The sequence below is a fragment of the Sphingomonas sp. STIS6.2 genome (genome assembly GCF_000732685.2).
GTDB lineage: Bacteria > Pseudomonadota > Alphaproteobacteria > Sphingomonadales > Sphingomonadaceae > Sphingomonas > Sphingomonas aerolata.
In genome coordinates, this window is the sequence record NZ_JPDP02000004.1 from 16,376 (window position 1) to 39,755 (window position 23,380).

At 68.9% G+C, this 23,380-nt stretch carries 16 protein-coding genes; 7 read left to right on the forward strand and 9 right to left on the reverse strand.

All coding sequences use genetic code 11. The features are described 5' to 3' along the window. Positions 1–6: 6 nt before the first annotated feature. The 4 genes from sphst_RS00490 to bchF are packed head-to-tail and all read right to left on the reverse strand — an operon-like array spanning position 7 to position 6,950. A complete protein-coding gene (locus sphst_RS00490; RefSeq protein ID WP_107044997.1) occupies positions 7–3,555 on the reverse strand; it encodes a magnesium chelatase subunit H in 3,549 nt (1,182 codons plus the stop codon). Then, entirely contained in the window at positions 3,545–5,098 is a 1,554-nt protein-coding gene (gene bchB, locus sphst_RS00495) for a ferredoxin:protochlorophyllide reductase (ATP-dependent) subunit B (protein WP_107044998.1), read from the reverse strand. Before bchB ends, sphst_RS00490 begins: the two co-directional genes overlap by 11 nt. Further along, entirely contained in the window at positions 5,098–6,414 is a 1,317-nt protein-coding gene (locus sphst_RS00500; RefSeq protein ID WP_107044999.1) for a ferredoxin:protochlorophyllide reductase (ATP-dependent) subunit N, read from the reverse strand. The genes bchB and sphst_RS00500 overlap by 1 nt, the downstream gene beginning before the upstream one ends. After that, the gene (gene bchF / locus sphst_RS00505; protein ID WP_107045000.1) at positions 6,411–6,950 is read right to left on the reverse strand and encodes a 2-vinyl bacteriochlorophyllide hydratase; all 540 of its coding nucleotides are present in this window, start codon (positions 6,948–6,950) and stop codon (positions 6,411–6,413) included. The genes sphst_RS00500 and bchF overlap by 4 nt, the downstream gene beginning before the upstream one ends. A gap of 490 nt (positions 6,951–7,440) precedes the next feature. Here bchF and sphst_RS00510 point away from each other — a divergent pair, with 490 nt between their 5' ends. From sphst_RS00510 to sphst_RS00540, 6 genes are all read left to right on the forward strand, one after another. Then, a complete protein-coding gene (locus sphst_RS00510) occupies positions 7,441–8,079 on the forward strand; it encodes a cobalamin B12-binding domain-containing protein (RefSeq protein ID WP_159043439.1) in 639 nt (212 codons plus the stop codon). Between the two features lie 30 nt (positions 8,080–8,109). After that, positions 8,110–9,540, forward strand: a complete 1,431-nt coding sequence (gene ppsR / locus sphst_RS00515; RefSeq protein ID WP_107045001.1) for a transcriptional regulator PpsR — start codon at positions 8,110–8,112, stop codon at positions 9,538–9,540. Between the two features lie 72 nt (positions 9,541–9,612). Continuing rightward, positions 9,613–10,521 (forward strand): chlorophyll synthase ChlG, encoded by a 909-nt coding sequence (chlG, locus tag sphst_RS00520; RefSeq protein WP_107045002.1) that lies wholly within the window; start codon positions 9,613–9,615, stop codon positions 10,519–10,521. Beyond that, positions 10,518–13,064 (forward strand): geranylgeranyl diphosphate reductase, encoded by a 2,547-nt coding sequence (locus tag sphst_RS21525; RefSeq protein ID WP_325049398.1) that lies wholly within the window; start codon positions 10,518–10,520, stop codon positions 13,062–13,064. Before chlG ends, sphst_RS21525 begins: the two co-directional genes overlap by 4 nt. Before the next feature lie 6 nt (positions 13,065–13,070). Next, positions 13,071–13,553, forward strand: a complete 483-nt coding sequence (locus tag sphst_RS00535; protein WP_031395640.1) for a TspO/MBR family protein — start codon at positions 13,071–13,073, stop codon at positions 13,551–13,553. An 89-nt stretch (positions 13,554–13,642) separates the two neighbouring features. Continuing rightward, positions 13,643–13,798, forward strand: a complete 156-nt coding sequence (locus sphst_RS00540; RefSeq protein WP_234387239.1) for a hypothetical protein — start codon at positions 13,643–13,645, stop codon at positions 13,796–13,798. 159 nt (positions 13,799–13,957) lie between these two features. Here the strand turns inward: sphst_RS00540 and sphst_RS00545 are convergent, their stop codons facing one another. The 5 genes from sphst_RS00545 to sphst_RS00565 form a co-directional block, all read right to left on the reverse strand. Beyond that, positions 13,958–14,518 carry a c-type cytochrome gene (locus sphst_RS00545; protein ID WP_031395638.1) on the reverse strand — a complete coding sequence of 187 codons (561 nt, stop codon included), beginning with the start codon at positions 14,516–14,518 and terminating at the stop codon, positions 13,958–13,960. 226 nt (positions 14,519–14,744) lie between these two features. Then, positions 14,745–16,115 carry an MFS transporter gene (locus tag sphst_RS00550; protein WP_159043440.1) on the reverse strand — a complete coding sequence of 457 codons (1,371 nt, stop codon included), beginning with the start codon at positions 16,113–16,115 and terminating at the stop codon, positions 14,745–14,747. Further along, on the reverse strand, positions 16,093–18,168 hold the full coding sequence (locus sphst_RS00555; RefSeq protein ID WP_081877498.1) for a glycoside hydrolase domain-containing protein: 2,076 nt from the start codon (positions 18,166–18,168) through the stop codon (positions 16,093–16,095). The genes sphst_RS00550 and sphst_RS00555 overlap by 23 nt, the downstream gene beginning before the upstream one ends. 194 nt (positions 18,169–18,362) lie before the next feature. Then, positions 18,363–19,592, reverse strand: a complete 1,230-nt coding sequence (locus tag sphst_RS00560; protein WP_107045004.1) for a YdcF family protein — start codon at positions 19,590–19,592, stop codon at positions 18,363–18,365. Beyond that, positions 19,589–22,132 carry a TonB-dependent receptor gene (locus sphst_RS00565; RefSeq protein WP_031394034.1) on the reverse strand — a complete coding sequence of 848 codons (2,544 nt, stop codon included), beginning with the start codon at positions 22,130–22,132 and terminating at the stop codon, positions 19,589–19,591. The genes sphst_RS00560 and sphst_RS00565 overlap by 4 nt, the downstream gene beginning before the upstream one ends. 122 nt (positions 22,133–22,254) lie before the next feature. Between sphst_RS00565 and sphst_RS00570 the strand changes: the two genes are divergently transcribed. Continuing rightward, positions 22,255–23,367, forward strand: coding sequence for an ROK family transcriptional regulator (locus tag sphst_RS00570; RefSeq protein ID WP_031394033.1), 1,113 nt, complete (start codon positions 22,255–22,257; stop codon positions 23,365–23,367). The last annotated feature ends 13 nt before the right edge of the window (positions 23,368–23,380 follow it).

The window sequence follows — 23,380 nt, forward strand, 5'->3', positions numbered from 1 at the left end:
TCGTCCTTATGCCGCGACCGCGGTGATACCCTCGAGGCGATCCTCGAGGTCGTCGCTCGCCGCATGGAGTGCGGCCAGTGTTGCTGCGTCGGGTGACCAGAAATGCCGGTCGCTCGCTTCGATCAGGCGGTTGGCGACACGCGCCGACGCCTTGGGGTTCAGCGTCGCCAGCCGTTCGCGCATCGCGTCGTCGAGCACATAGGTCTCGCTGATCCGCTGATAGACCCAGGGGCTGACGTCCCCGGTCGTCGCCGACCAGCCAAGCGTGTTGGTGACGTGCGCCTCGATATTGCGGACGCCCTCGAAGCCGTGCTTGAGCATCGCTTCGTACCAGAGCGGATTGAGCATCCGGGTGCGCGTCTCGAGCTCGACCTGTTCGGACAGCGTCCGGACCTTGGTCGCGCCTTGCGTGGCATCGACGATATAGACCGGGGCCGCGCTGCCACGTGCGCGCGTGATCGAGCGGCTGATCCCGCCGAGTGCATCGACATAATGGTCGATATCGGTGACGCCGAGTTCGACCGAGTCGAGATTCTGATAAGCGAGGTCGACCCCGGCTAGCGCGGCCTTGAACAGATCGGCCTGGCGCGCGGGGGTGCCGGTGCGGCCATAGGCATAGCCCTTTTGCCGTTCGAACACCTCGGCGATCTCGTCGGGATCGCTCCACGCGCCATCGTCGATCAGCAGGTTGACGTTCGCGCCATAAGCGCCCTCGGCATTGGAAAAGACGCGCAGCGCCGCGGTTTCGAGGTCGCAGCCGGTCCGCTCGGCATAAGCGAGCGCATGGCGGCGCACCGCGTTGCGGTCGAGCGGTTCGTCCGCGGTCGCGGCGAGCCATGCGGCCTCCGCGATCATCCGCGTCTGGAGCGGCAGCAGGTCGCGGAAGATGCCCGATAGCGTGACGATCACGTCGATCCTGGGGCGACCAAGATCGTCGAGCGCGATCAGTTCGGCACCCGCGAGCCGGCCATAGCCATCGAACCGCGGGCGTGCGCCGATCAGCGCGAGCACCTGCGCGATCTGAGTCCCCTCCGATTTGAGATTGTCCGTGCCCCAGAGCACCATGGCCAGCGTCTCGGGGAAGGCCGCGCCGCTGGCGGTGTGGCGCGCGATCACCTCGTCGGCCTGTGCGACGCCCTGCGCCATCGCGAAGCTGCCGGGGATTCGGAACGGATCGAAGCCGTGGATATTGCGCCCGGTCGGCAGAGCCTTGGGGTTGCGCAACACGTCGCCGCCGGGCGCCGGGCGGACGAATCCCGCATCGAGCGCATGGATCAGCGCGCCGAGTTCGGGATTGTCGGACGACAGCGACGGATCGGCGCCCGCGGCGATCATCTGCGCGCGCATCGCCTCGGGCAGCGGCTGGCCGAGCACATGCAGGCCGTAGGGGATCAGCTCACGTTCGACTTCGTAGAGATTGGCCGACAAGGCATCGAGGTCGCGCGCGTCGAGATCGAGCGCGGCCGCCGAAGCGACGATCATCGGATCGAGCAGGTCGCGCTCCGCGTCCGATGGCGACGAGCGCCACCGTTCGAGCAGCGCCTTCAGCTCGGTCATGCCCTTGTAGAGCCCCGCTTCTGCGAGCGGCGGCGTCAGATAGCTGATCAGCGTCGCGCCCGAGCGGCGCTTGGCGATCAGCCCTTCGGACGGATTGTTCGCGGCATAGAGATAGAGGTTGGGCAGGTCGCCGATCAGCCGTTCGGGCCAGCAATCGCCGCTTAACCCCGCCTGCTTGCCCGGCATGAATTCGAGTGCGCCGTGCGTGCCGAAATGCAGGACCGCATCCGCGGCGAAATCCTCGCGCAGCCAGCGGTAGAAGGCGCTGAACGCGTGGGTCGGGGTGAAGCGACCCTCGAACAGCAGCCGCATCGGATCGCCCTCATAGCCGAAGGCGGGCTGGATCCCGACGAACACCTGCCCGAACTGCGCGCCGAGGACGTGGATCGACGCGCCGTCGCTCTGCTGGCGGCCGGGGGCGGGGCCCCATTGCGCCTCGATCGCGGCTAGATGCGGCTCGCGCCGGACATGGTCGTCGGCGGGGATGCGGGCATGGACATTGGCATCGGCACCGTAGCGCGCGGCATTGCCGTGGAGCACCGCCTCGCGCAGCGCGTCGACATCGGCGGGCACGTCCACCGCATAGCCCGCGGCCGCGAGCGCCGTGAGCGTGGCGTGGAGCGACTCCCAGACGGCGAGATGCGCCGCGGTACCCGTCGCGCCGGCATTGGGCGGGAAGTTGAAGAGCACGACTGCGAGCCTGCGCGCGCGCCGTTCGGACCGGCGCAGGTCGACAAGGCGCGCGACCTTGCCCGCCAGCGCCTCGGCGCGGTCGGGGCAGGAGCGCATCTCGCGCGTCAGCCCGGATTCGGTGAAGGTGCAGCGGCGTGCGCACCCGCTGCAGGCGCCCGATCCGTCCGCGCGACCGCCGAACACGCTGGGGACGACTGCACCGTCGAGTTCGGGGATCGCGACCATCATCGTCGCCTCGAGCGGCAACAGGCCCTGACGCCCCGCGCCCCATTGCTGGAGCGACTGGAATTCGAGCGGATGCGCCGCGACATAGGGCACGTCGAGCGTGGCGAGGATCGCCTCCGCCGCCTCGGCGTCGTTATAGGCGGGGCCGCCGACCAGGCTGAACCCGGTGAGCGAGACGACCGCATCGACGATCGGCACGCCGTCGCTCATGAAGAAGCGCTCGATCGCGGGGCGCGAGTCGAGCCCGCTGGCAAAGGCGGGGATCACGCGCAGCCCGCGCGCCTCGAATGCGGCGATCGCGCCGTCATAATGACCAGTGTCGCGGCCGAGCAGATAGGAGCGCAGCATCAGCACCCCGACCGTGCCGCGCGAGCCCCCCACCCCGGGCAGCGCGTCCGCCCGGTCGGCGATCCGGCCCGGGATCGCGGGGTGATAGACGCCGACCTCGGGATAATCGTGCGGCGCCGCGGCGCGGACCGCGTGGCCTGCATAGCGGCCGGCGAGCGCCTGGATCATGCCGACGACATTGTCGTCGCTGCCCGCCAGCCAATATTGCAGCGTCAGGAAATAGGCGCGGACGTCCTGCGCGGTGCCGGGGATGAACCGCAGGATCTTGGGCAGCCGGCGCAGCATCCGCATCTGTCCCGCGCCCGACGACGCGCCGGGCTTGGCCGATCCGCGCAGCCGCTTGAGCAGCGCGAGCGGACCGCTGGCCGGCTTGTCCATGCGATAATCGCCGAGCCTGGTGAGACGGACGATCTCGCTGCCCGACATCAGCCCAACCATCGCGGCGCAGGCCTCGCGGCGCGCGGTTAGCGCGGGGAGGACCGCGCGGATATGGTCGTCGAGGAACAGCATCGTCGCGATGACGATGTCGGCGCGGCCGATATCGGCGATGCAGCGATCAAGCGACCCGGTGCCGCGATCCCAGTCGGCCGCGGCGTGGAAGCCGATGGTGATCCCGCTATCGTCCGCGGCGAACCGTGCGGCCGCGCGTTCGGCGGCGCCCGACAGATGGTTGTCGAGCGTGACGATCACGACATGCAGCGGGACCGGGCGGCGGATGGCGCTATCGGGCATAATGGGCCTTCGCATCATAGAGCGTGTCGATCGTGATCGTTGCGACGTCGCGCTCGGCGGCGAACCGTTCGGTGTTGCGACGCGCCTTGCCGCGGACGAAGAACGGGATCTTGAGCAGCTCGCGCTCGGCATCGGCGGACCAGACGCGCGCGGCTCCGGCGTCGGGGGCGGGGCGGGGCGCGACCTCGGGCGATACCGCCTGCAGCGCGGGCTCGGGCGCCACCGGGAGGGGCGCAAGATGGCTCGCGCCGGCCATGTCGCTGAACTCGAAATCGTCGCGGAACATCGTCAGCAGATGTTCCTCCAGCCCCATGACGAGCGGATGGACCCAGGTGTCGAACAGCACGTTCGCGCCCTCGAACCCCATCTGCGGCGAATAGCGCGCGGGAAAATCCTGGACATGGACGGGGGCAGAGATCACTGCGCACGGGATCCGGAGCCGCTTGGCGATATGCCGTTCCATCTGCGTGCCGAGCACGAGTTCGGGCTGCAGCGCCTGGATCGCCTCCTCGACGACGAGATAATCGTCGGTGATCAGCGGCGTGACGCCGTAGAGCGCCGCAGCCTCGCGGAGGTCGCGCGCGAATTCGCGGTTGTAGCAGCCGAGCCCGACGACCTCGAACCCCAGTTCATCGCGCGCGACGCGGGCGGCGGCGATCGCATGCGTCGCATCGCCGAAGATGAAGACGCGCTTGCCTGTCAGATAGGTCGAGTCGACGGAGCGGCTCCACCAGGGCAGGTGGCCAAGGTCGCACGCGCCCGTCGGATCGATCCCGGTCAGCGCCGCCAGCTCTGCGATGAAGTCGCGTGTCGCGCCGTGGCCGATCGGCACGGTGGTGACGACGGGCTGGCCATGTTCGCGCGCGAGCCAGCGGCAGGCGGTGTCGGCGATCTCGGGATAGAGGCAGATGTTGAAATCAGCGTCGGGCAGCCGGGCAATGTCCGCGGTGGTCGCGCCTAGCGGCGCCACGACGTTCACCGCGATCCCCAGCGCGTCGAGGATGCGGCGGACTTCGATCACGTCGTCGCGGTGCCGGAAGCCGAGCGCGGTCGGCCCGAGGATGTTGGCCGTCGGGCGCGCGTTTGCCCGGTTCGGCGCGGGGCTGGCCGCGAGGGTCCGGACGAGCTGGTAGAAGGTCTCCGCCGCGCCCCAATTCTCCCTGCGTTGATAGCTGGGCAGCTCGAGCGCCACGACCGGGCAGGGCAGGTCCATCGCCGCGACCAGCCCGGCGGGGTCGTCCTGGATCAGTTCGGCGGTGCACGAGGCGCCGACCAGCATCGCGCCCGGCGTGAAGCGCGCATAGGCATCGCGCGCCGCGGTCTGGAACAGCGCAGCGGTATCCTTGCCGAGATCGCGCGCCTGGAAGGTCGTGTAGGTGACCGGCGGGCGCTTGCCGCGCCGCTCGATCATCGTGAACAGCAGGTCGGCATAGGTGTCGCCCTGCGGCGCATGGAGGACATAATGCACGTCCTCCATCGCGGTCGCGATCCGCATCGCGCCGACATGGGGTGGTCCCTCATAGGTCCAGACGGTCAGCTGCATCACACCCTCAGCAGGTCGCGCCGCCGCAGCGGTCGCGCGAAGAGGTCGGCGAGGTCGCCCGCCTGGTCGAAGCCGTGGACGGGCGAGAAGACGAGCTCGATCGCCCATTTCGTCGTCAGACCCTCCGCCTCGAGCGGGTTGGCGAGACCGAGGCCGCAGACAGTGAGGTGGGGGCGGTCCGCGCGGACGCGGTCGAGCTGACGATCGACATCCTGCCCCTCGCTCAGCCGCGTCGCGGCGGGGAGCAGCGCGAGTTCGCGGGCAAGGTGGCGGCGGTGAAGATAGGGCGTGCCGACCTCGACCGGGACCATGCCGAGCTCGGTCGCGAGAAAGCGCGCGAGCGGGATTTCGAGCTGGGAATCGGGGAGGAAGCTGATCCGCCGTCCCTCGAGTAGCGGACGTGCATGCGCGAGCGCGCGCTTGGCGCGTTCGCGGCCGGGCGCGATCGTGCGCCGGAACTGCATCGCGTCGATGCCGAACGCCTGGGCGGCGGCGTGCAGCCAGTCGGTCGTGCCCTCGGCCCCGAACGGGAACAGCGCGTCGAGTCGGGTCGCGCCGCGATCCTCGAGCGCGCGCGCCGTCTCCCCGAGAAATGGCTGGGCGAGCAGGAAGCGCGTATTGGGCCCGACCGGCGGCATCCCTCCTGCGCGCCGTGCGGGCAGGCTGTGGACCGGGCCGATGCCGAGCGCGTCGAACAGCCGGAGGAACTGGTCCTCGACGACATCGGGCAGCGCGCCGACGATCATCAGGCTCGGCGCGGGGGATGCGTCAGCGGCGAGGCCGGGGACCAGCGCCGCGAGGCAGGCATCCTCCCCCTCGGTGAAGGTCGTTTCGATCCCGCTGCCCGAATAATTGAGGATCCGGGTCGTCCCGCCATGCTTGACCGACAGCCGGGCCGCGGCGCGCGACAGGTCGAGCTTGATCACCTCCGACGGGCAGGAGCCGACGAGGAACAGCAGCTTTATGTCGGGCCGGCGCAGCAGCATCTGGTCGACGATGCGGTCGAGCTCGTCATTGCAGTCCGCCATCCCCGCGAGGTCGCGCTCCTCGATGATCGCGGTGGCGAAGCGCGGCTCGGCAAACACCATCACGCCCGCCGCCGATTGCAGCAGATGCGCGCAGGTCCGCGAGCCGACGACGAGGAAGAACGCGTCCTGGATCTTGCGATGCAGCCAGATGATCCCGGTGAGACCGCAGAACACCTCGCGCTGGCCGCGCTCGCGCAGCACGGGCGTGGCATCGCATCCGGTCCGGCTGAAATGCTGCGCGGTTGCCAGGGGGGCGGTTGGCAGGGGGGTGGAAAGCGGGGCGGTCATGACGCGACCAGGCTCGCCGGTGCGCGCTGCAACCGCGCGGCCCGCAGCTTGATCAGGAACTGCGCGGCATTGATCACGTAGCTCGCATAGGCCGCGAGCGCGAGCCACATGCGTCCCGCCTCGCTGCCGAAGTCGCGGGCGAGCGCGACGAGATAGGCGGTGTGCAGCGCGAGCACGAGCATGCTCACCACGTCCTCCCAGAAGAAGGCGGGGGCGAACAGCCATTGGCCGAACACCTGCTTCTCCCAGATCGCGCCGGTGATCATGATCGCGTAGAGCGCGCCCGTCTTGACCATGATTGATATCGTCGCGGCGACCACACCGTCGCCCGTCGCGAGATAGCGCAGGACCAGCGTCAGGCTGACGAGGAAGATCAGGAACTGGATCGGGGCGAGCACCCCCTGGACCAGCGTCCAGGCCGACGAGTCGCGGCGCTCGCGCTGGTCCGGCGTGTAGAGCGGGGCGGCTGCCCGGCGGGCGCCCGGGACGGCCGTGCCGCCCTGCCGATCTGCCGGAGAAAGGTCGTTCGCTCGCATCGCGCCCCGCCTGCCCTAGTTCGGATCGGACCTTACGCCCGCCCCTCAAAAAGTGTCAAGTTATTTGGACGTCCATAATCTAGAACAGGTTGTGCGGTGCAGCAAAATCGTCCGGTTGTCAGTCAATTGCAAGTGGGATATGCTGCGAGTCGCCGCTAATCTGCCAAATGCAGGTCCCGGTCTGTAGTTGTTGGCGTGTCGACCAGGCTGGGGAGAGCCGGTAATGGCAGCGGTTACTCACTATTCGCGCGGTTTCCGGTGGAGCACCGGGTCGTTTGCACGTCGGGACTGGAGCGATGGCCGCCGAGATCTTGGTCCGGGGCCGCGTCGCGATGACGGGGACTATGATCGCCCTTTGTCGGCGCTGATCGAATGCGAGATCATTCCGCGGCTGATGGCGGCGCATGCCAGTACGGCGATGCCCTCCGCCGAGATCGGGACGGATGGCCCGATCGACAGCGTCGAGGTGGGCATCTTCGCGCCGCTGGTGATGCAGGTCGATGCCGACCGCCTGCTTGCGCATATCGAGATGATCCTCGACCGCGGTGTCTCGGTCGAGACGGTCATGGTCGATCTGCTCGCACCCGCCGCGCGCCTGCTCGGTGAATATTGGGATGATGATCGCTGCGATTTCGTCGATGTGACGATGGGGTTGTGGCGGCTGCAGGAAGTCGTGCACGAGATTGCCGGTCGCATGCCGAACATCCGGACAGATCCGGGCGACCGGCATCGAGCATTATTCGCGTCGCTGCAGGGCGATCATCACAGCTTCGGGACGATCGTCCTCGACGAGGTCTTTCGGCATGGCGGCTGGCTGACGGACCGGATCAACGACGCGGAAACGCCCGTGTTGCTGGATGCCGCGACGGCGGATTGGTTCGATATCATCGGATTGACGATCAGTTGCGACTGCCATATCGCCGGACTTGCTTCGATCATTGCTGCGTTGCGAAGGGTTTCGCGAAATCCTCGTGTCTGCATCATGGTCGGCGGTGCGATTTTCAATGCAGACCCGGATCTCGCCACCAAAGTCGGCGCCGATGGTACCGCGTCCGATGCGAAACTCGCGCTGAAAATGGCCGGCGATCTTCTCCGCGAAAGCGCATGGGGGACCACGGCGTGTAATTGATTGCTGCAGATTGGAGCGCGACGCTCGTCGATGGACAAGACTATCGCCTCTTCCCCGCATCTGGCCTTCGCCCGCCCCGACGCCGCGCCCGGGGCCCTGAGCGCGCGCGTGGCCGCCTCGCTGCTCGCGGCCGTCGGCGACGTCGCCTTCATCCTTGCCGCCGATGGGCAGATCCTCGACGTCGCGGTGTCGCAGGGTGATCTTGCCAATCACGGCTTTGCCGGCTGGGTCGGCGAACGCTGGATGGACACGATGACGGTCGAAAGCCGTCCCAAGGCGGCGGAGATGCTCGCGGCGGCGGGCCGCCCCGAACCCGCGCGCTGGCGACAGGTGACGCATCCCGCGGCGGGTGGCGACGTACCGGTCCGCTATCTGGTGATGTCGCTCGGCACTCCCGATCGGCTCGTCGCGATCGGTCGCGACCTGCGCGGCGCGGCGGCGACGCAGCAGCGGCTGCTGCAGACGCAACAGGCGCTGGAGCGCGACTATATCCGCCTGCGCCAGGCCGAGACGCGGTACCGGATGCTGTTCGACATGGCGTCCGATGCGATCCTGGTCGTCGATGCCGGGTCGCGCCGTATCCGCGAGGCGAATCCGGCGGCGCTGCGGCTGCTCGATGCCGCCGCCGATACGCTGGTCGGGGCACCGGTCAGCACGATCGTCGACCCGCATGATCGCGACGACCTGGTCGCGCATCTCGGCGCGGCGGAGGCGGCGGACGATGTCGCACCGGTTGCGCTGCGGCTGAACGATCGCGCGGTCGACGTGCGGATCGATGCGAAGCTGTTCCGTCAGGCGCGCAGCCCGTCGCTGATCGTTCGGATCGAGGCGGTCGAGCCGGTCGTCGGTGCGCGGCGGCACGAGGCGACGCTTGGCGACGTGGTCGAGCGCATGCCCGATTCGTTCGTGCTGGTCGATCGCGACTTGGTGGTGCTGACCGCGAACGCCGCCTTTGTCGAGCTGACCGAAATGCCGTCGATCGAGCGGCTGATCGGCGCGCGGCTGGGCGCGTGGCTGGGTCGGCCGGGCATCGATCTCGAGCTGATCGTCGCGCAGCTACGTGAACATGGCTCGGTCCGCAACGTCGCGACGATCCTGCGCGGCGCGGCAGGTGCGCAGGCCGAGATCGAGGTGTCCGGCGTGGTCGCGCCAATGGGTGGCAGCGAGTGTTTCGGCTTCACGATCCGCCATGTCGGACGTCGCCTTCGCCAAGTGCCGCTGGTCGCACACGACACGCCGCGATCGGTCGAGCAGCTGACCGAGCTGGTCGGCCGGATGTCGCTGAAAGAGATCGTGCGCGAGAGTACCGATCTGATCGAGCGGCTCTGCATCGAGGCGGCGCTGGCCTATACGTCGGACAACCGCGCATCCGCGGCGGAAGTGCTCGGCGTGAGCCGGCAAAGCCTCTATTCGAAGCTGCACCGCCATGGCCTCGGCAATCTCGTGTCGGGTGACGGCTGAACGCGCGAGTGTCAGCGGCACTGGTGTCAACATATGTTGACAGATGAGGGTGTCTGATCCTAGCTTCTTGGCATGGATCGCCTGTCCGCTTCCCGTGTCGCGATGCCGCCGCCCGCGGCTCGCGACGTGCTGGAACTGCTCAAGCCGGTCACCTGGTTTCCACCGATCTGGGCGTTCCTGTGCGGGGTCGTGTCGTCGGGCGTTCCGCTGGGCGATCGCTGGCCGTTTCTTGTCGGGGGTGTCCTGCTGACGGGGCCGCTGGTCTGTGGGACGAGCCAGGCGGCCAATGACTGGTTCGACCGCCATGTCGATGCGATCAACGAGCCGCTGCGGCCGATCCCGTCAGGGCGGATCGCCGGCAGTTGGGGCTTGTGGATCGCGATCGCGGGCAGCCTGATCTCGGCGGCGGTCGGGGCGGCGATGGGGCCGCTGGTGTTCGCGGCGACCGGCGTCGCGCTGGCCTGCGCATGGGCCTATAGCGCGCCGCCATTCCGGTTCAAGGCGAGCGGGATCTGGGGGCCCGCGGTGGTCGCGCTGACCTATGAGGGGCTGACCTGGTTTACCGGCGCGGCGGCGATGACCGGCGGCTGGCCCGATGCTGCGGTGCTGGTCATTCTCGGCCTCTACACCGCCGGCGCACATGGCATCATGACGCTCAACGATTTCAAGGCAGTCGAGGGCGATAGGATGATGGGGTTGCGCTCGCTGCCGGTCGTGCTGGGCGTGAATCGTGCCGCCCGGCTGGCCTGTATCGTCATGGCGGTCCCGCAGGTCGCGGTAATCGGCCTGCTGGCGTTGTGGGGGCACGGGCTGATCGCGCTGCTGGTCGGGTCTCTGCTGGCGGGTCAATTGGCGCTGATGGTGCGGCTGCTGCGCGATCCGCTCAAGAATACGCCGTGGTATAACGCGACCGGCACGACGCTCTATGTCCTCGGGATGCTGGCGTCGGCGTTCGGGCTCGGCGGGGTGGCGGGGTTGTGAGCGTGGTCCCGCTCGGCTGGCTCGGTATCGTGCGGCTCGGGCTGGTGCAGAGCGCGATCGGCGCGATCGTGATGCTGGCGACCTCGCTGCTGAACCGCGTGATGGTGGTCGAATATGCGCTGCCCGCGGCGCTCCCCGCCGGTCTGGTCGCCTGGCATTATGCGGTCCAGCTGTCGCGACCGGTCTGGGGGCATGGTTCGGATCGCGGCGCGCGGCGGACACCCTGGATCATAGGGGGCATGGCGGTGCTCGCGCTTGGCGCCTTGCTCGCGGTCGGTGCGCTGCCGCTGCTCGCCGCACGCGCGCCCGGGGGGCTGGCGCTGGCGATTGCCGCGTTTGCGATGATCGGCATGGGCGTGGGCGCGGCGGGCACCTCGCTGCTGGCATTGCTCGCGACCCGAGTCGCGCCCGAGCGGCGCGCGGCGGCGGCGGCGATCACCTGGATCATGATGGTCGCGGGGATCGCGGTGACGGCGGGGATAGCCGGTGCGCTGCTCGAACCCTTTTCCGCAGCGCGGCTGACCCAGGTCGCGGCCGGCGTCGCGGCGTGTGCATTCGCGCTGGCCGTGGTGGCGCTTCTCGGTGTCGAGGGGGCTGCACGGTTCAGGGCGCTCGCCACGCCGGTCGACGCGTCCCGGCGGGGGGAGCGATCGGCTACGCTGACGGCGGCGTTGCGGACGATCTGGGACGATGGCGAGGCGCGCCGCTTCACGCTCTTCGTCTTCGTCTCGATGCTGGCCTATGCGATGCAGGATCTGATCCTCGAGCCGTTCGCCGGGCTGGTGTTCGGGCTCGCGCCGGGGGCCTCGACGCAGCTGTCCGGGGTGCAGCACGGGGGTGTGCTCGTCGGGATGATCGTCGCGGGGGTCGGCGGCGGGGCGTTTGGCGGCGGGCGGGGTGAAGGCGCGGAGACGCGCGGGCTGCGCTGGTGGATCGGTGGCGGGTGTCTCGGGTCGGCGGCGGCGCTGGCCGGGCTCGCGCTGGCGGCGCGGGTCGGGCCGGGCTGGCCGCTGACCGCCAATGTCGCGCTGCTCGGCCTGGCCAATGGCGTCTTCGCGGTCGCGGCGATCGGCGCGATGATCGCGCTGGCGGGACGCGGGCAGGCAGAGGGGCGGGAGCAGGCGGGACTCCGCATGGGCGTGTGGGGCGCGGCGCAGGCGATCGCCTTCGGGCTTGGCGGGTTGCTCGGTGCGACGGGCGTCGATCTCGGGCGGACCCGGATCGACTCGCCCGCCATCGTCTTCACCCTGGTCTTCCTGGCCGAGGCGCTGGTCTTCGTCGTTGCCGCAGCGCTGGCGATGCGCAGGCCTGGTCGCCGGCAGGACATGACGCCAGTCGCGCGCGCGCGCGGCGGCGGCATGACGACCTATGACTGCGTCGTCGTCGGCGGCGGTCCGGCCGGGGCGACCGCCGCTGCCGAACTGGCGCAGGCGGGGCGATCGGTGCTGCTGCTCGATCGCGCGGGCCGGATCAAGCCGTGCGGCGGCGCCATCCCGCCGCGGCTGATCCGTGATTTCGCGATTCCCGATCATCTGATCGTCGGGCGGGCGCGAACCGCGCGGATGATCGCGCCGTCGCGGCGTGCGGTCGACATGCCGGTCGATCCGAGCGGCGCGGGCGGCTATGTCGGCATGGTCGACCGCGACACGTTCGACGAGTGGCTGCGCGACCGCGCTGCCAAACAGGGCGCTGAGCGGCGCACCGGGCGGTTCGAGGCGATCGTCCGCGACGGCGATGGTGGCGCACAGGTCCGCTATACCGATGGCGAGGGCGATCATCGCGTCCGCGCGCGGTGCGTGATCGGTGCGGACGGCGCCCGGTCGCGCGTCGCCGAGGCGGTGTTCGACGATGCGGTGCGCAACCCGTGCGTCTTCGCCTATCACGAGGTGATCCGTACGCCGCAACCCGGCACCGCGGCGTTCGACCGCACCCGGTGCGACGTCTTCTATCAGGCCGAATTTTCGCCCGATTTCTACGGCTGGCTGTTCCCGCACGGCGACACCGCGAGCATCGGCGTCGGCAGCGCGCACAAGGGGCATGGTTTGCGTGACGCGACCAGCCGGTTGCGCGTGCGGCTCGGGCTCGAAACGTGCGTGACGCTGCGTCGCGAGGGCGCGCCAATCCCGCTCCGCCCGTTGCGGCGATGGGATAATGGCCGCGACGTGCTGGTAATCGGCGATGCCGCGGGGGCGGTCGCGCCGGCCTCGGGCGAGGGGCTTTATTACGCGATGCTGTCCGCGCGGTTCGCCGCGGAGGCGGTCGATACCTTCCTCGCCAGCGGAGACCCCAAGGCGCTCGGCGCGGCGCGGCGGCGGTTCATGCGCGCGCATGGGCTGGTGTTCCGCATCCTCGCGATCATGCAGCATTTCTGGTACCGCGACGATCGCCGACGCGAACGCTTCGTGGCGATGTGCGCCGACCGCGACGTCCAGCATCTGACCTGGCACGCCTATATGAACAAGCGGCTGATCTATGCGCGGCCGCTCGCCTATGCACGGATCTTCGTCAAGGACATGCAGCATCTGCTGCAGACCGCGAGCTGATGCACGATGGATAGGGTCTGGATCTTTCCGGTGTGCATCGCGGCATTGCTCGCGACATTGGTGGCGCTGGTGGGCGCGACGATCATCGACACCGGATCCTGGTATGCCAGTCTGCTCAAGCCGCATTGGGCACCGCCCGACGCCGCCTATGGGCTGGCCTGGACCGCGATCTACAGCTGCACGGCCCTGGCGGGCGTGACGGGGTGGCGGGCTGTTGCGGGGTGGCGCGAGCGCGAATGGCTGCTCGGCCTGTTTGCGGGCAACGGGTTTCTTAACATCCTGTGGAGCCTGGTCTTTTTCCGCCTGCAGCGGCCCGACTGGGCGTTCGCGGAGATGGTCGTGCTCTGGCTGTCGATACTGTTGCTCATCGCCGTCCTGGCCCGGCATTCGCGGTCTGCGGCAGCGTTGTTGCTGCCCTATCTGCTGTGGGTGGGGTTCGCGGGTTACCTCAATCTGGCGATCGTCCAGCTCAACGGACCCTTTTCCTGACCTGGCTGTTCGCCAGCGGGCACGCGGTCGACATCGTGCTGGGGGTGATCGCCCTCGAACTTCTCTGGCTGCGACGGCAGGGGTGGAGCATGGCGACCGCGGCGCTCCGGCTGGCGCCAGGCATGCTGATGCTGGTCGCGCTGCGCGCCGCGCTGACTGGGCTCGACTGGCCTTGGGTCGCGGTGCCGCTCATCATGTCGCTCCCGGTCCATCTCGCCGATCTGGCAAGGACGGCGCGAGGCTGAATGTCGATCATGCCAGGGTGGAGGACCGGGCTTGGCGTTTCACACCCTGCTCTGCGGCGACCGGGCCATGGTCATGCGGTCAAGCGAAGCTGCGACCGATCCCGCCCGGTCCGGCAACAGGCAGGAGCGGGACCGGTGGGGCAGGGGCGGCCGTTCGGCTCAGCCGCCGGCTTGCAGATAGGCGATCACGTCGGCGCGTTTCTGCGGATCGGGGATGCCCGGGAACGCCATCTTGGTACCCGGGACGACGCGCTGCGGCTTTTCGAGATACTGGAACAGCTTTTCGGGGGTCCAGGTGATCCCGCTATTCTTGTTGGCGGCGGAATAGGTGTAGCCGGCGACCGTTCCCGCGGCGCGGCCGACCACTTCGTGCAGCGACGGGCCGATCTTGTTCACGCCGGCCTCGACCGCGTGACAGGTCTGGCAGGTGATGAAGGCGGTCTTCCCCTTGGCGGCATCGCCCGTATAGCCGGCGAATTTGACGCCGCTGAGCGTATCGACATTATCAGGAGCCGGAGCGGCGGCGGATGCGGTCGCCGCCGGCGCGGCAGTCTCAGCCGGAGCCGCAGCGTTTGTGGTCGCGGCCTCCGGCGCGGCGGCAGCGGTTTCGCCCGCGGTGGGCTCCTCAGCCGCCTTTTTCGAGCAGGCTGAGAGCGCCGTCGCCGAGAGCGCGACGCAAAGTGCGACATGTCCAAACCGAATCGTGGATGCTGATTTCATAATCCTGCTCCTCTCGACCAAGCGCCGGGTCCGCATACCAGGCTGTACACTGTCTATTATTCTTCACAGTATCCGCCGTCCAACACTTTGTTTCAGCAACTGTAAGGAGCGGCCCCCGGAAAGGCGTCGGAGAGCGCGGGGATGCGCCGGAGATAGCGACCGCGAAATGCGCGGCATGGTTCGATATCGCGACGTGCCGGGCGATGTATGACAATGCGGCCGCCCGCTATCTGACGCTCGATCTGCTCACGCTGTTGGGCAGGCTGCGTGTTGCGGGGACGGCGGAACGTCCCGCACCGGTGTGGGACTGCAAGACAACCACCGCGATGCCGATGACCGCCCCCGCCACCGGCATCGCCCACGCCATGGCCAGCAGTTGTCCGCCGCCGGTCTCGCCGAGCGGGGCGGTGCCGGTCCAGCCGGCCAGGGTGAGGCCCTGACCGAACAGCGCACCGCCGATCCCGCCACCCAGCTTCAGCGTCAGGAGCAGCAACGCGACCGGCACCGCCTCGAGCCGGACCCCGGTCCGGCGCTCGCCGTGATCGATCGCGTCGGCGAGCAGCGCCCAGATCATCATCTGCACGCCGGCATTGCCCGCGCCGAACAGCGCGATCCCCGCCATCATGCCGCGCGGTCCCATCGCGAACACCGCCGATCCGACCGCGACGAGGATCAGCGCGACCGCCAGCATGCCGCGCTGGCTGGCACGCCGGCTCGCCCCGACCCAGACCGGCAGCATGACGAGTTGTGACAGCGCAAGCGTCGTGAGCGCGCGTGCGGTCCAGTCGGGGTCGTGGATCACCCCCTTGCCGATATAGGCGAAGGATCGCGCAAAGACCGGCAGCGTCAGCGCCTGCGCGAAACCGAACACCAGCAACGCACAGAACGGACGATTGCCGAGGATCCAGACGCGGAGCGCGGTTTGCGGCCTGGCCGGTGTTCGCGGCGGCGGCTCGGTGGCGGCGGGCCCCGATGCGGCGGCCAGCCACAGCGTCGCGACATAGGCGAGGGCGGCGCAGGCCGTCGTGGCGATGAGGCGATGCCCCCCTGCGAGCGCGGGGTCGACAAAGGCGGAGGCGGACCCGGCGACCGCCAGCGCGCCGAGGCAGCTGAACATGTACCGCAAGGCCGACAGCATCGTCGCGGCACCACGCGGTCCGGTCATCCGCATCATCAGCGCATTATGCGCGACATCGCAGGTCGCATAGGCGGTGCGGAAAACCAGTACGAGACTGATCGCCCAGGGAATTATGAGGGATGGCTGGGGCGTCGGGAGGAGGAAGAGGATGGTGAAGGGGATGGTGACGACGGGGGCGGCGATGACGAGCAGGCGGCGGTAGAGCCCCGCGCGGTCGGTGGCGCGGTCGAGCAGGCGGCCGAGCAGCGGGTTGCACAGCCCATCCCAGACCAGCCCGAGCATCACGATCAGCCCGGCGGCGAGCGGCGATATCCCCCAATATTCGGTCAGCGTGAACATCAGGAAGACGTCCATCGTCGACGCGAGCACGTTCTTGCCGAAATTCCCGCTCGCATAGCCGAGCATCCGCGCCGTGGCAGGCGGCGCGGCGGCAGCGTTATCGGGGGTGGAGCATGCCATCGACCGCGACCCTAGCGCGGCTGTCTTGCAGTTGCGGGACATTTTGCGTGGGCGGCGTCTGTGTGGTGACGACCAGCGTACCGCCGCGCATCAGATCGGCATGGTCGATCCGCGTCGTGGACAGCGCGCGTCCGTCCAGGGTCACCCGTTGCACCACGCCATCCGCTGGGCCGTCGCGGCGGATCAGCAGCACGCGCCCCTTGCCGAGATCGAGACGGACCCGTTCGAACGCGGGCGTCGTCGGGACGTACCAGGGCTCTCCCGGCACGAGCGGATAGAGCCCGAGCGATGCGAAGACGTACCAGGCGGTCATGCCGCCCGCGTCATCGTCCATCCCGTCGGCGAATCCCTGCGGCGCCAGCGCGAAGCTGGGCCCAACGAACGGCACCGCCAGCTTGCCGCTGTTGGTATAGGGATGCGCGATCGGCCAGGTCAGGATCGTCCGGACGAGATCCGCGGTCGGCCGGGGCTCGCCCAGCGCGGCGAACATCCAGGGGACGTGGATGTCGGGCTCGTTCGTCATGTTGAACAGGCCCTGCCCGAAGAAGGTCTGGAGTTCGCCCAGCAGCCGCGCGCGCCCGACCGTCTGGGTGATCCAGCCGAGATCGAAGACCGGCGCCCAGCGATATTGCCACAGCGTGCCCTGATAGAGCCCGCGCGCCTTGACGACGTCGCCGTCCGCGCCGGGCGACTGGAACACCGAGCGCCACATTGGGCGGTAGGACAGCGCCTTGGCGGTGAAGCGCGCCGCGAGATCGGTGCGGCCGAGATCGCGTGCGAGTTCGGCGGTCGCCCAGTCGTCATAGGCGGCCTCAATCTGTTCGTCGGGGGTGCCGCGCTTGAGCGTGGCGCTGTCCGCGACCATCCCGGCGAGCGCCGCGTCCGTGTCGAACGCGATCCCCTTGCGATGCATATCGAGCAGCGCGATCCCGGCATGTTCGGTGCGCACCGTCAGGAAGGGTTCGTTGCGGGTCGACCATTGCGGCTTGCCGCCGGCATAGAGCGCGACCAGCGAGGCGGCGATGTCGGCGCTGCGGTCGGGCTGGAGCAGCGCCAGCAGTGGCATCTGCGTGCGGTAATTGTCCCAGAGCGACCAGCTGGCATAGCGTGTCGTGCCCTTGGGGGAGGCCGCGATGCGGCCGGTCTTGTCGCGGTGACGGCCGTCCGGATCGTCGATCGCGACCGGGGTCTGCATGACGCGGTAGAGCGAGGTGTAGAACAGCGCGCGGCGTTCGCGCGGCCCGGTCGGCACGACCCGTCCGAGCACGCGGTTCCAGTCGGACCGGGTTGCCGCGGCGATGGTCGCGAACGGCCGGTCGCCGAGTTCGGTGTCGCGGGTCAGCGCCGCGCCGCCGCCGTCGACGCTCGACAGGCCGGTGCGAATCTCGATCCGGTCCCCCGCCCGGGCGACGAGGCGGAGCGTCGCCAGATCGCCGGTGCCCACACTCAGCCGGCGATGCACGAGGCGACCGTTGATCCGGATCCGGCTGGCGGTGTGGAGCCGATAGGCGCCCTGGTCGCAGACGGTGCCCGCGACGAGATCGGCACGCAAATCGTCGCTGTCGAGGCGTGCCCAATTCGCCGAGAGCCGTTTGGCATAGCTGCGCCGCGGGTCGATCCGCAGGTCGAGTGTGCCTGCACGCGGTACGGTGAAGCGCAGCACGCCGCCGCCGCGCGTCGCGGTCGTCTCGGCAAGGATGCCGGCGTCGTAGCGGACGCTGTAGGTACCGGCGCGGGCGCGTTCGCTGGTCTTGTCGACCTGTGCGGGAGCAGCATCGCCGCCGGCATAGCGTAGCGCGATCATCAGGTCGCCGCCTGCACCGCCGCAGCCGACGCCGACGCCGCGCGTGTGCGAGAAGCCGAGCAACGTGGTGGCCGCGTGATCATAGCCGGCATGGTTGGCGGGGCTGGTGTCGGGGCCGAGCTGGACCATGCCGAACGGCGCGACCGCGGCGGGGGTGAGCTGGCCGAAATCGGCGAGTGTTCCGACGAAGGGGTCGACGAGATCGGCGGGGGTGTCCTGGGCGGATGCGGCGGCCGGAACTAGCAGCATGGTCAGGACGAGCGGATGGGTGAGGATGCGTCTCGACCGTGACGGCCTGAACGGGGTCGGGATGGCGGGGAGGCACGTGCGTTGTCCCCGATCAGTGTCGTTCCCCAACTGGGCCCCGGCCTTCGCCGGGGTGGGGGTTGGTGGTGGGGTTGGGGCGTTTGTGTTTGCGGGGTCTGACCGCTGAAGGACATTGGTCATGGGTCGAGCGGATCGCGGGGATCCTGGCGGAGCGACTGGCGCGACGGGCGGAATTCGAGGTCGTAGACGGATAGCCGCCGGCCGATCGTGCCGGGCATGTAGCCGAGCTCGGCGGTGTTGCGCGTGATGAAGGTCGGGCTTTCGATATAGGCGCTCTGCTGCGCGTCGGTGACGATCAGCGTCGGCCGGTCGAGCGGGATGCCGAGCGCGACCATCCGCCGCGTGGCGTTGCGCAGATTGGTCGTCGTGTGCCGCGCATAGGGTTCGAGGATGATGCGATCGGCGGGAATTGCGTAGCGCTCGATCAGCGCGCGGCGGATCTCGACGGCTTCGACGAAGCGCGTGCCGCGCGGGTGGACCGCGCTGCCCGAGACGAGGATGAACGGGGCGAGCCCCTGGCGAAAGCGTTGCGCGGCGAGCAGCGCGTGGAGCTTGCTGCGTGGGCTGAGCCGTGTGGCGCTGTCCTCCGGCCCGACGCCGGGCACGATCAGCGCGGTATAGCGGAAGGCGGCCCAGTCGGTGCGGGCGGCCGCGGCGCGCGCGCCGGCATTCTCGCGGTCGTCGAGCGGTTCGAACAGCGTTGCCGCGGTCGCGTCGTTGCCATCGAGCAGCGCGAGCGCCAGCGCGACGCTGCCGTCGAGCGTGTCGGGTGCGGCGCCCGAGGCGGCGCGGGCGAACTCGATCCCGACCGCGACGCCGTCGGCGAAATACGGGACCGCGGGGGTAAAGACGGGGCCGTCGATCGCGGGATAGCGTGACGGATGGCCGAGCCCATAGACGCGCAGCACCGCGTTCAGCCCGTCGAGCTCGGCATCGATCGCCGCGACCGGTGCGAGGTCCGCGTTCGCCGCGAGCGGCGGCAGCCCGCGCTTGCCCGCGAGCCGGTCGAGGATCGCGACGAGCGCGGCGCGGTCCTCGGCCGTCCAGATCGCCGCCTCGATCGTGCAGGCGGCGGTGGTGCCGCACGCCGCGCGCCGCGCCGTGCGCGCACCCTGCAGCGTGCGCATCGCCGGGTCGCGGTCGAGTGCCTGTGCCCAGCCCGGCGTCGTGCGCAACGCGACGAGCCGGGGAAACAGGCGCTGCGAGAGTCCGTCGATCGGGGCGTCGGGGGATTGCCCGACCGCCCCGACCTGCCCGGTTGCCGCCGGCGCCGGTCCCTGCGCGCCGAGCGGTACCGATGCGCTGCCCGCCAGCGCCACCGCGAGGATCATCCGCAGGCCGGTCACCAGGACTTGCTGACCACGAGGCGGACGTTGCGGCCGAAGATCGGGCGGCCGTAGATCGCGTCGGCGGTGCCCTGGCCGCTGAGCTGGTCGGTGCGCGTATTGCCCTCGGTCAGGCCCTTGGCGTTGAAGATGTTGTCGCCGACGACCTGCATCTGCCACGTGTCGCGCGTCAGCGTGATGCCCGCGCCGACCGTCCCATAGGCGGGCAGCGCGGTGTTGTTGAAGAAATCGACATAGCGTTTCCCGACATATTCGTAGCGACCATAGAGCTGGACCGCATTGCCCGCGATGTCGAAATCGACCGAGGGGCGGATATTGCCATAGACCTTGGGTTCGCGGACGAGCTGGTTGCCCTCGACATCGCCCGCGCTGGCGCCGTTCGCGTTGACGAGGCTCTTGTACTTCGGATCGCTGACCGTGAGCGCGCCGGTGATCGCAAAGCCGTAGGGCAGTGCGAGATTGCCGTCGATCTCGATCCCCTTGATGTCCGCCTTGCCGACGAACGGGACCGACTGGTCGTTGCGGCCGGTGACCGGGTCGAGCGCGACGAACGAGGCGTTGAGCGGGTCGTAGCGCGTGTAGAAGCCGATGACGTAGAGATAGGATCGGCCGAACGCCGCCTTCAGCCCGACCTCATACTGGTTGGCCTTGGGCGTCAGGATCGTCGGGTTGATCTGATAGGTGACCTGGGTCGAGGGCGGGGTTTCGAGATGCGAGGCACGCGCATAGGCGCCGAGATGGCGGGTGACGTCGTAGTTGATGCCCGCGGTCCAGTTGGTGATGTCGGGCGCGAGCGAGGAGCGGATGATCTGGCCGGTAAAGGCGCGCACGGCATTGTCGGCGAGCGTCGTCGGGTCGCCGAGATTGGCCGAGGTCGTCGCAAAGGCATAGCCGTCGAAGCTGTAGCGTTCGTGACGGATGCCGCCGTCGATCTTCAGCCCCGGCGTCAGTTCCCAGGTGTCGTTGGCGTAGAAGGCATACATCGACGCGTCGGTGTTGCCGCGGTTGAGCGTGGTCGTGTAGCGCAGCACGCCATTGTCGGTCACCGAACCGAGCGCCTGGCCGGCGGCGTTATAGGCGATCAGGTCGAGCGTGCGCGGCTTGCCGCGGACCTCGAGCAGATAGTCCTGATAGGCGACCTCGTTGGTTTCGCCGTACAGGCTGCCATAGACGCCGACGCGCAGGTCGTGCGTGCCGAAGCCGGTTGCGATCGAGCGGGTGACGCTGAGATCGCCCTGGGTCGAGTAGAATTTCGACGTGACGTCGCGGAACTGGGCAGGGACGACCAGGCCGGAAGCCGCATTGGGGTCATAGACCTCGGCGCCGTCGGTGCCGGCGATCGCATAGCCGAGGCGGGTGACGCCCGCGCCGAAGGCGGTGCGTGCGGCGGTCAGATAGCTGCCCGCAAAGGCGGTGGCGTCGGACGGATTGCTGGTCGAATAGAGCGCGTTGAAGTGGAGCTTGCCGATGCTGACCCCGCCCTTGGCGGCGACCTTCCAGCCGTCATAATCGGCGTCGTACTGAACGCCGACATTGCCGAACTGCGTGTGGCGGCCATTGCCGAGATCGGCGCCGACGTTGCGCGTCGTGCCGTCGGCCTCGCGGTAGCGGATCGTGGCGTTGCGCAAAGCGGGCGAATTCATCGTGCCGCTGAAGAAGTCGATATACTGGTTGAGCGACTTGGACGGATCGCGCGGGTCGGCGGTTGGAATCGGCAGGTAGAAGACGTTGTGGTCGTTCAGGTAATTGCCCGACACGCGCAGCGACCCGTTCGAGAAGTCATGCTTGATGTTGGCGCGGACTTGGCCGCCGCGGTCGTTGGGGAAGCCGTTGTCGCGATAGCCGTCGTGGCGGCGGAGGAAACCGCCGATCGCATAATAGGTCGAGTCGTCGATCGGCCCGGCCTGATAGCCGTCGATCCGGTAGAGGCCGGTGTCACCGAGCGTGAGCTGCGCCTTGCCGCGCACCGTGTCGGTGCCCGAGACGGTGATGTTGTTGACGATCGCGGCGGCATAGCTCGCATAGACGGGGGCGGGGCCGCCGCGGACGACCTCGACGCGCTGCGTCATCAGGTCGAAGCGGTTGAGGCTGTCGCCGCGGAAGAAGTTGCCGTCATTCTCGTGAAACAGCGGCAGCCCGTCCTGCTGGAAGGTGACGAGGCCGCCGTCGCTGGGCAGGCCGCGCAGCCGGATGATGTTCTGGACCTCGCCACCGGTATTCTCGACCGCGAAGCCGGGCAGCTTGCCGAGCAGATCGGCGAAGTTGAGCGGGGCGAGCTTCTGGATGTCGGCGTTGCTGAGCGAATTGACCGCATAGGAGACGTCGAAGCGACGCTGCTCGCGTGCCGAGCCGGTGACGATGATGTCGGTGCCGGCGACGGGTTCAGCTTGGACGGGTTCAGCCTGCGCGGGGTCGCTGGCCTGGTCGGCAGCGGTCGCGGTCGTAGGAGCTGAAGATGCCGTCTGCGCCCAGGCCGGCGTCTGTGCCGCAATCCCCAGCGCGATCAGCGCACATCCCGAACGCAAGCCGTGTTTTGTCATGATTGTTTCTCCCACCCGATTGATATGTCAGCCGTTGGTCGGGGAATATGACAAAATTAATTAATTTCACGAAATAAACTAATCGGCTATTCGGTGCCGCGAAGGGACGTGGGCGGATGGCGATGGCGCGGTTGAGGCTGGATGACGACGAGCGGCGCGTGATGCAGATCCTGCGGTCCTGGGGGGCCCGGTCGCGCAAGGACCTCGCCGCCGACCTGGGAATGAGCGCGACCAAGATCACGCGGCTGTCGGCGACGCTGCTCGCGCACGGGCTGATCGAGGAATGCCCGGGGGCGGCCCCGGTCGCGCCCGGCCGCCCGGCGGTCCCGCTGCAGATCTCGCCCGAGGCGGGATACGGGGTCGGGGCGATGCTCCACCGCGGACTGCTCGAGGTGGCGCTGGTCGATTATGCGGGCGGCGTGATCGCGCACCGGTCCGCGCCGTTCGACGATCCCGATCCGCGCGTGTTCGCGCAGCGGGTGACCACCGCGATGCACGAGATGGCGATCGCGAACCGGCTGCTCGGACGGCGGCTGCTCGGCGTCGGGATCGGCGTACCGGGGGCGGCCTTGTCGATCGAGGGGACGCGGCGCTCGACGGTCGACAGTCTGGCGGCGTGGCGCGGGATCGACCTGAAGGCCTTGTTCGAGGAGCATATCGGTCATCCGGTGTGGATCGAGAACGACGCGAACGCGGCGGCGCTCGCCGAATATTATGTCGGGGGACTGATGCGGCGCTGTTCGACCGCGGTCGTCATCCTGCTCGGGCACGGGATCGGCGCGGGGATCATCGTCGAGGGGCGCATCCTGCGCGGGGCGATGGCGAGCGCGGGGGAGATCGGCTGCCTCTACCCGACCAGCGCGCCGCGCCCCTCGACGCTCGACCTGTTGTCGACGTTGCGCGAGGCGGGCTGCGCGATCGACTCGCTGGTGGATTTCGACCAAGTTATCCAGGGCTATGAGCCGGTCGTCGATGCGTGGGTGCGCCGCGCCGCGGGGCAGATCGGGCCGATCATCAACTGGGGGATCGCCTGGATCGATCCGGGGGAGTTCGTGATCTCGAGCCCGTTGCCGACGCCGATCCTCGACGCGCTGGTCCGCCACATCGATTTCGGCGCGATGCATATCGGCGACCATTGCAGCGTCCCGCCGCGCATCTCGGTATCGACGCTGCAGGGTGCGGCCGCAACGATCGGCGCGGCGCTGATGCCGATCCACGCGACCGCGGTCGGCTGACGTCCGGTCCCGC